Annotated in this window: 8 protein-coding genes; 7 read left to right on the top strand and 1 reads right to left on the bottom strand. The window is 66.2% G+C overall.

Annotated elements, in window-relative coordinates; all coding sequences use genetic code 11:
- Positions 1-90: 90 nt before the first annotated feature.
- The 7 genes from ACIRR9_RS52310 (at position 91) to ACIRR9_RS52340 (ending at position 5,728) form a co-directional block, all read left to right on the top strand.
- On the top strand, positions 91-792 hold the full coding sequence (locus ACIRR9_RS52310) for a GntR family transcriptional regulator (protein WP_403767989.1): 702 nt from the start codon (positions 91-93) through the stop codon (positions 790-792).
- Positions 793-1,003: 211 nt separating this feature from the next.
- Positions 1,004-1,585, top strand: coding sequence for a TetR/AcrR family transcriptional regulator (locus tag ACIRR9_RS52315; RefSeq protein WP_403767991.1), 582 nt, complete (start codon positions 1,004-1,006; stop codon positions 1,583-1,585).
- Between the two features lie 37 nt (positions 1,586-1,622).
- A complete protein-coding gene (locus ACIRR9_RS52320; RefSeq protein ID WP_403768018.1) occupies positions 1,623-1,802 on the top strand; it encodes a 2Fe-2S iron-sulfur cluster-binding protein in 180 nt (59 codons plus the stop codon).
- 125 nt (positions 1,803-1,927) lie between these two features.
- Positions 1,928-3,046, top strand: a complete 1,119-nt coding sequence (locus ACIRR9_RS52325) for an SRPBCC family protein (RefSeq protein ID WP_403767993.1) — start codon at positions 1,928-1,930, stop codon at positions 3,044-3,046.
- A 9-nt stretch (positions 3,047-3,055) separates the two neighbouring features.
- Positions 3,056-3,985 carry a 3-keto-5-aminohexanoate cleavage protein gene (locus ACIRR9_RS52330; protein WP_403767996.1) on the top strand — a complete coding sequence of 310 codons (930 nt, stop codon included), beginning with the start codon at positions 3,056-3,058 and terminating at the stop codon, positions 3,983-3,985.
- Entirely contained in the window at positions 3,972-4,964 is a 993-nt protein-coding gene (locus ACIRR9_RS52335; RefSeq protein ID WP_403767999.1) for a 3-hydroxyacyl-CoA dehydrogenase NAD-binding domain-containing protein, read from the top strand. The genes ACIRR9_RS52330 and ACIRR9_RS52335 overlap by 14 nt, the downstream gene beginning before the upstream one ends.
- Complete coding sequence (locus ACIRR9_RS52340) at positions 4,961-5,728, top strand: VOC family protein (protein ID WP_403768002.1); 768 nt, start codon at positions 4,961-4,963, stop codon at positions 5,726-5,728. Before ACIRR9_RS52335 ends, ACIRR9_RS52340 begins: the two co-directional genes overlap by 4 nt.
- A gap of 152 nt (positions 5,729-5,880) precedes the next feature.
- On the opposite strand, the gene ACIRR9_RS52345 is transcribed toward ACIRR9_RS52340, so the two are convergent.
- On the bottom strand, positions 5,881-6,102 hold the full coding sequence (locus ACIRR9_RS52345) for an integrase core domain-containing protein (protein WP_403768005.1): 222 nt from the start codon (positions 6,100-6,102) through the stop codon (positions 5,881-5,883).
- Between the last annotated feature and the right edge of the window lie 176 nt (positions 6,103-6,278).

A 6,278-nucleotide genomic window follows, 5' to 3' on the forward strand; every position in this document is an offset into this window, starting at 1 on the left:
TGCAGTTCGGCGGTCTGGGGCCAGGACCCGCCGGCGAGCCGGAAGGTGTAGGCGACGCAGGTGCCGTGGTACGGCGCGCCCGCTACGAGGGTGTCGCCCGTACCGGAGAGCGCGACGGCCTCGCCGAACCGCTCGGTGGCGACCGACCACACAAGCGAGGAACTGTCGCCTGCCGAGCGTGCCTACCGCGCGATCCGGGACCGGCTCGTCATGCTCGAGGTCAGGCGGGGCGCGCCGGTCAACGAGGAGCAGCTGGGGCAGTCCCTCGGTGCCGGACGCACGCCGGTGCGCGAGGCGCTCAAACGGCCCCAGTACGAGCGGCTCATCAGCACCTGTCCCCGGCGCGGCACCTTCGCCACCGAGGTCGACATCACCGACCTGGCCCATATCTCCGGGGTACGCCAGGAACTGGAGCCCCTGGCCGCGGCGCAGGCTGCGCGGCGCGCAACGGCCACGGACCGTGCGACCTCGACGGCCCTGCGGGAGGAGCTGGAGAACCCGGGTTCCCGTCGGTACGCCGCGGCCGAACTCATGCGCCTGGGCCTTCAGGTCCACCGTGCCGTCTACGCCACCACGCACAACCTGTACCTGGAGGACGCCCTCGTCCGCCACGACCGCCTGGCCACCCGCATCTGCTGTCTGTCAGTCGACCGGCTGTCCGACATGGCCGGCGACGTCGAGGAGCACGGACCGTTGATCGAGGCGATCGTCACCGGGGACTCCGACAGGGCGGCACAGTTCGCTCGCGGCCACGTCGCGGGCTTCGAGCGGGCCATTCGCGAGGCCATCTGAGAATCCGCCGCCGGGCCCTGGCGTCGGTGGGCGACGTCGTCATCGGAGACCCGGGCGGTCATGCAGCGGGTACAGCGCCCGATCTCGACCCGCCACAGGCGGGCGCCCCACTGCCGTCCGCGTCGCGTAGCGCTGAGAGGTACGTCTGGCAAGCGGCGAACGCTCGCGGCGAGCGATCTGGAGATCGCGGCTGTGTGGCTATGCTGGCGTGGTGACCAGTCCTCCTGCCGACGCTCCTGGGAAAGACCGGCAGGAGCGCATCATCGACGCCGTTCTCAGCCTGCTTTCGCAACAGGGCATCTCCGGTGTGAGCATGCGCGCCGTCGCACGTGAAGCCGGCGTCGCACTCGGCCTGGTCAACTACTACTTCGATGACAAGACGAGCCTCATCTGCGCCGCCTTGCGTCGTATCGAGGAGCAGGACGTCGCCCTGGTCGAACTCGTCCCCGGGGCCTCGCCCGAACGGCAGTTGCGCGCGGCGCTCCGGCGAATCGCGGCGCCGGAGTTCCTGACCACGGAGTACCTGTCGCTGCGACTGCAGCTGTGGTCTCTTGCCCAGGCCCACGAAGACTTCGCCCAGATCAACACGCAAGCGCAGAAGCGATACCGGGTCGGCCTCGCCGCGCTGATTCGTGCCGCCCGACCAGATCTCAGCCGGGCGGAGTGCAACAAGCGAGCAGCCGACGTCGACGTCGTGCAGAACGGCATGTGGCTCACTGCCCTGCTCGGTCTGGACAAGGCTTCGCTGCGACGTGCGGTGGCGCGGTGCGAGGAGATCGCGCTGGCGCCGTAGTCCGCACGGGGTGAACTGGACCGGGGCACCATCTGGCGTGAGAGGGGTTCGAGGTCCTGGCCGAGAGCCGATCCTGCTGGTGCTTCGCGCCGCGGGCCGCGAAGTCGACTGCGCGTGCTCCGAGGGAGCCTGCGGTACATGCGTCGCTGATGTGCCGGCGGTGAGATCGCCCATCGCGACTCCTTCCCGGCGGATCGAGACCCGAAGAACAGATTGAACGATCGTCCGAACGGGGGGTTGAACGATCGTCCAGTCGTGGGTAGCGTGATATCCATGATTCCCGTCACGATCGATGATGTACGCAGCATCTCCGCGGGTTTTCATCAAGATCCCGCACTCTCCATGTCCCTCCGCTCGGAGGCGTATGTGGACCCGAAATGGCTCGACACCGAACTCAAGAGCGTCTTCGCTCGTACATGGCAATGGATCTGCCACGTCGAGAACGTCAAGAAACCGGGCAGCTACGTGGCCGCGACCGTCGCGGGAATGCCCATCATGGTTGTCCGTGATCGTGCGGGAACCCTGCGCGCCTTCTACAACGTCTGCAAGCACCGCGCGCACGAACTCCTTTCGGGATCCGGTACCACCCGGAACATCGTCTGCCCGTACCACGCCTGGACCTACGACCTCGACGGTGCACTGAGGGCAGCGCGTCGCGCCGACGCGATGGAGACCTTCGACAAGTCGGCGATCTGCCTGGACCAGGTCCAGGTGGAGGAGTTCAGCGGTTTCGTCTACGTCAATCTGGATCCGAACGCCGCCCCCCTCGGGCAGCAGGCCCCGGACCTGGCGGCCGAAATCGCCCACTGGGCACCGGACGTGGCCGGGCTGACGCACGCCAAGCGCCTGACGTACGAGCTGCAGAGCAACTGGAAGAACGTCATCGACAACTTCCTGGAGTGCTACCACTGCCACGTCGCCCACAAGGAGTTCGTCGACCTGGTCGACATGGACACCTATGACGTCAGGACGCACGGCATCTGGTCCAGCCACTTCGCGGAGGCGGGAAAGAACACCAACTCCGCCTACGACGTGTCGGGTGCGACGATCAAGCAGCATGCGGTGTGGTGGCTGTGGCCGAACACCTGCCTTCTGCGCTACCCGGGGCGCGGCAACTTCATGGTGCTGCAGATCGTGCCCGCCGGACCCGAACGGACTCTGGAGACGTGGGACTTCTACTTCGAGACCCCCGAACTCGTCGAGGCCGAGGTCCAGTCCGTGAAGTACATCGACGAAGTGCTGCAGCAGCAGGACATCACCATCGTCGAGAGTGTGCAGCGCGGCATGCGCACACCGGCGTTCGATCAGGGGCGCATCGTCTACAACCCCTCTGGGGCGGGCCTCTCCGAGCACGGAGTGCACCACTTCCACGGCCTTCTCATCGACTCCTACAAGCAACTGGTCGGCATGAGCGACGAGGCCGCGGATGGTTCAGATCGCATCGCACCGATCAACGTCTGAAAGGACGCCATGCCGAAGCCCGTCATCGTGACCTGCGCCCCCACAGGCGGTATCCACACCCCGACGATGTCACCGCACCTCCCGGTCACACCCGACGAGATCGCAACGGCAGCCATCGAGGCGGCCGAGGCCGGTGCAGCGATCATTCACCTGCACGCCCGCGACCCGGAGACCGGAAAGCCTGATCCCAGTCCTGAACTCTTCCAGGAATTCATGCCGAAGATCGCCGGCGCCTGCGACGCGGTCCTCAACGTCTCCACCGGTGGCGGACTCGGTATGACCCGTGAGGAGCGACTGCGGGCGGCCGTCGCGACATCGCCTGAAATGGCCTCGCTCAACGTCGGCTCCCTGAACTTCGGCATCTTCCCCATGCTGGAGAAGTACTCCCGGTGGAAAAACGCATGGGAGCCGGAGTTCCTGGAGATGACCCGCGACTTCGTCTTCAAGAACACCTTCGCCGATCTCGAGTACATCGTGAAGGAATTGGGCCACGGCCACGGAACGAAGTTCGAGTTCGAGTGCTACGATCTCGGGCACCTCTACAACCTGGCGTGGCTGATCGACCAGGGATGGCTCGAACCGCCCTTCTTCGTGCAGATGGTCTTCGGTGTGCTGGGCGGCGTCGGCGCGGACCTCGACAACCTTCTTCACATGCACACGATCGCGGAGAAGCTCTTCGGCGACGACCACGAGTGGTCGGTACTGGCAGCCGGCCGGCACCAGATGCCGTTCGCGACCCAGGCAGCCATGCTCGGCGGCAACGTACGCGTCGGGCTGGAGGACAGTCTCTTCATCGGGCGTGGTGAACTCGCCCCGTCCAACGCCGCCCAGGTCCGGAAAATCCGAGGCCTGGTCGAGTCCCTGGGATACGAGCCGGCCACGCCGGCCCAAGCTCGGGAACGACTCGGACTGAAGGGAGGCGGCAATGTCGCATTCTGACCCGAACAACGACTCGCGCGCGAGTTCCGGCGGGCGCGTGGCGACCCTGGGGGGCGGGCTGATCGGCCGGAGCTGGACAGCCCTCTTCCTGGCCGCCGGCAAGTCCGTCGCCGTCTACGACCCCGACCCCGCCACCGAGGCCCGGGTCAAGGGGACGATCGAAGAGGCCTGGCCTGTGCTCACCGCTCTCGGATTGGCGAAGACCGAGGCCCCCGAGGCGGAACTGGTCATCTGTGACGACCCGCGCGTTGCCGTGGAGGGGGCTGAGTTCGTCCAGGAGAGCATCCCCGAGCGGATCGCTCTGAAGCACGAGTTGTACAAGGTCATTGAGCCGACCCTCCCGGAGAACACCGTGGTGGCCTCATCCACCTCCGGTCTGACCCTCAGTGAACTGCAAGGAGGCTGGCGGAGTCCGACGAGATTCGTCCTCGGCCACCCGTTCAACCCTCCCCACCTGATCCCTCTCGTCGAGGTGATGGGCAACGAACTCACCGGCCCCGGCATCGTCGACTGGACCCGTCGGTTCTACGAGTCGGTCGGCAAGGTGACGATCGAGGTCAAACGCGAGGTGCCGGGCCACGTCGCCAACCGGCTGCAGGCCGCTCTCTGGCGCGAAGCCATCCACCTCGTGAACGAGGGGGTGGCAACGGTCATCGATATCGACACCGCCGTCTCGTCCGGCCCGGGACTGCGGTGGGCCGTCATGGGACCCACAACGCTGTTCCATCTGGGAGGCGACGACGGGGGCCTCACCACCTTCTGCGAGCGGTACAGCGACAGTTTCAACCGCTGGTGGGACGACCTCGGCCGCCCCCATATGGACGACGCAACCGCGGCGCGCCTCGTCGAAGGACTGTCGGCGGTTGCGGACCGAGACGACATCACGGCCCTGGCCGCCAAGCGAGACGACCTCCTGACCGCTGTCGTCGCAGCCACGCACGGTGGTCGACGCGGCGATTCCAGCGAGGCGGGCGCGTGAAGTCCGAGTTCGACATCGATCACACCTCGTTCGCCGTGCATGACGCACTGGGCTGGGCGAGACGGCTGCGCCGAGAACTGGGGGCCGTGCCCATCTGCGGAGAAGTCCTTGCGGAATTCCGCTACTTGCTCCTCTACGTGGGTACGGCCGACGAGGGCGGACGACTGGAGCTCCTGGAACCCGTCCGTGACGGCTTCCTCACGCGCTTCCTCAAGGCTCGCGGCGAGGGACCGCATCACCTCACGTTCACCGTCCCCAACCTGGAGAAGGCCGTCAGCCGAGTCCGTTCGCTCGGTATGACCGTGGTAGGTCAGAGCTACGGCAATCCGGCGTGGCGCGAGGCCTTCGTCTTGCCGGATTCCGTCCACCGCACGGTCATCCAGCTCGCCCAGTCCGACCGGGCCTACCCGGAACCTCACGAGCTCATCGAAACCTCTGCCCGCGACCCCTCAACCCTGCCGAGCGTGGAGGGAGCGACGGAACCCCTGTGGTGGATCTCGCTCTGGGACACGCTGAGCGGAAACCCCGCGCGACTGGGGCCAACGCACCTCGGAACCTCGGACGCGGGTTTGTCACGGCGCTTGTTCGAGGAGATCCTCGGTGCGCAAGTGCGCGAGCACGACGGTTCGTTCGACCTCTCCTGGCCGAGTGGATCGATCCGTGTGCATCCCGGTCACAGCCTCGGAATCACTGGAATCAGCCTCTACGGCGGGCCGACGGAAGGAATGGCAATCGGCTCCTCCAGATTCGTGAGCGGAATTTGACCAAACACCGCTCAACTGCTCTGGCAGACGGGTCCGGAGCTCATTGCCCAGGCGCGGACGACGAAGTTTCAGGTCGTCTGTCGGGATCCCCGTCTTTCGGTGGCTCGCCTGTCCGATGTGCCCCGACGTGTGTGGAGCCGTGTCGCTGGGTTTCACGCTACAGGCGGTTGCGGTAGCTCGTGCTGGACCGGGGTGAGCATTCCCAGGGCGGAGTGCCTGCGTTGCCGGTCATGGAAGATCTCGAGGCACTCGAACAGTGCGGTGGAAAGCTCCATCCGGGTTCGCCGGCGTCGGTGGTTGAGGAGTTCGGTCTGTACCCGGCCACAGAAGGAGTCCATCAGCGCGTTGTCCGCGCAGTCGCCGATCGAGCCCATCGAGGCCACCAGCCCGCTGGGCCTGGCGCGTTCGATGAAGGCCCAGGAGTTGAACCGGGTGAGTTCAACTGGTGGTACCTACTAGAGGGCGTCTGAAAGGCCTGTCAGCGGGGTGATCTTGCGAGGCGTCGCACGAGGAGCATGGCCATGGTGAGATAGATGGCGTTCTCCGAACA

The organism is Streptomyces sp. NPDC101234 (assembly GCF_044767525.1).
GTDB classification, from domain to species: Bacteria; Actinomycetota; Actinomycetes; order Streptomycetales; family Streptomycetaceae; genus Streptomyces; species Streptomyces sasae.

Excerpts from the sequence above, each read along its gene's own strand:
- ACIRR9_RS52330 (WP_403767996.1), top strand. The coding sequence starts at position 3,056 with ATGCCGAAGCCCGTCATCGTGACCTGCGCCCCCACAGGCGGTATCCAC.
- ACIRR9_RS52325 (WP_403767993.1), top strand. The coding sequence starts at position 1,928 with ATGTCCCTCCGCTCGGAGGCGTATGTGGACCCGAAATGGCTCGACACC.
- ACIRR9_RS52345 (WP_403768005.1), bottom strand. The coding sequence starts at position 6,102 with ATGGGCTCGATCGGCGACTGCGCGGACAACGCGCTGATGGACTCCTTC.
- ACIRR9_RS52335 (WP_403767999.1), top strand. The coding sequence starts at position 3,972 with ATGTCGCATTCTGACCCGAACAACGACTCGCGCGCGAGTTCCGGCGGG.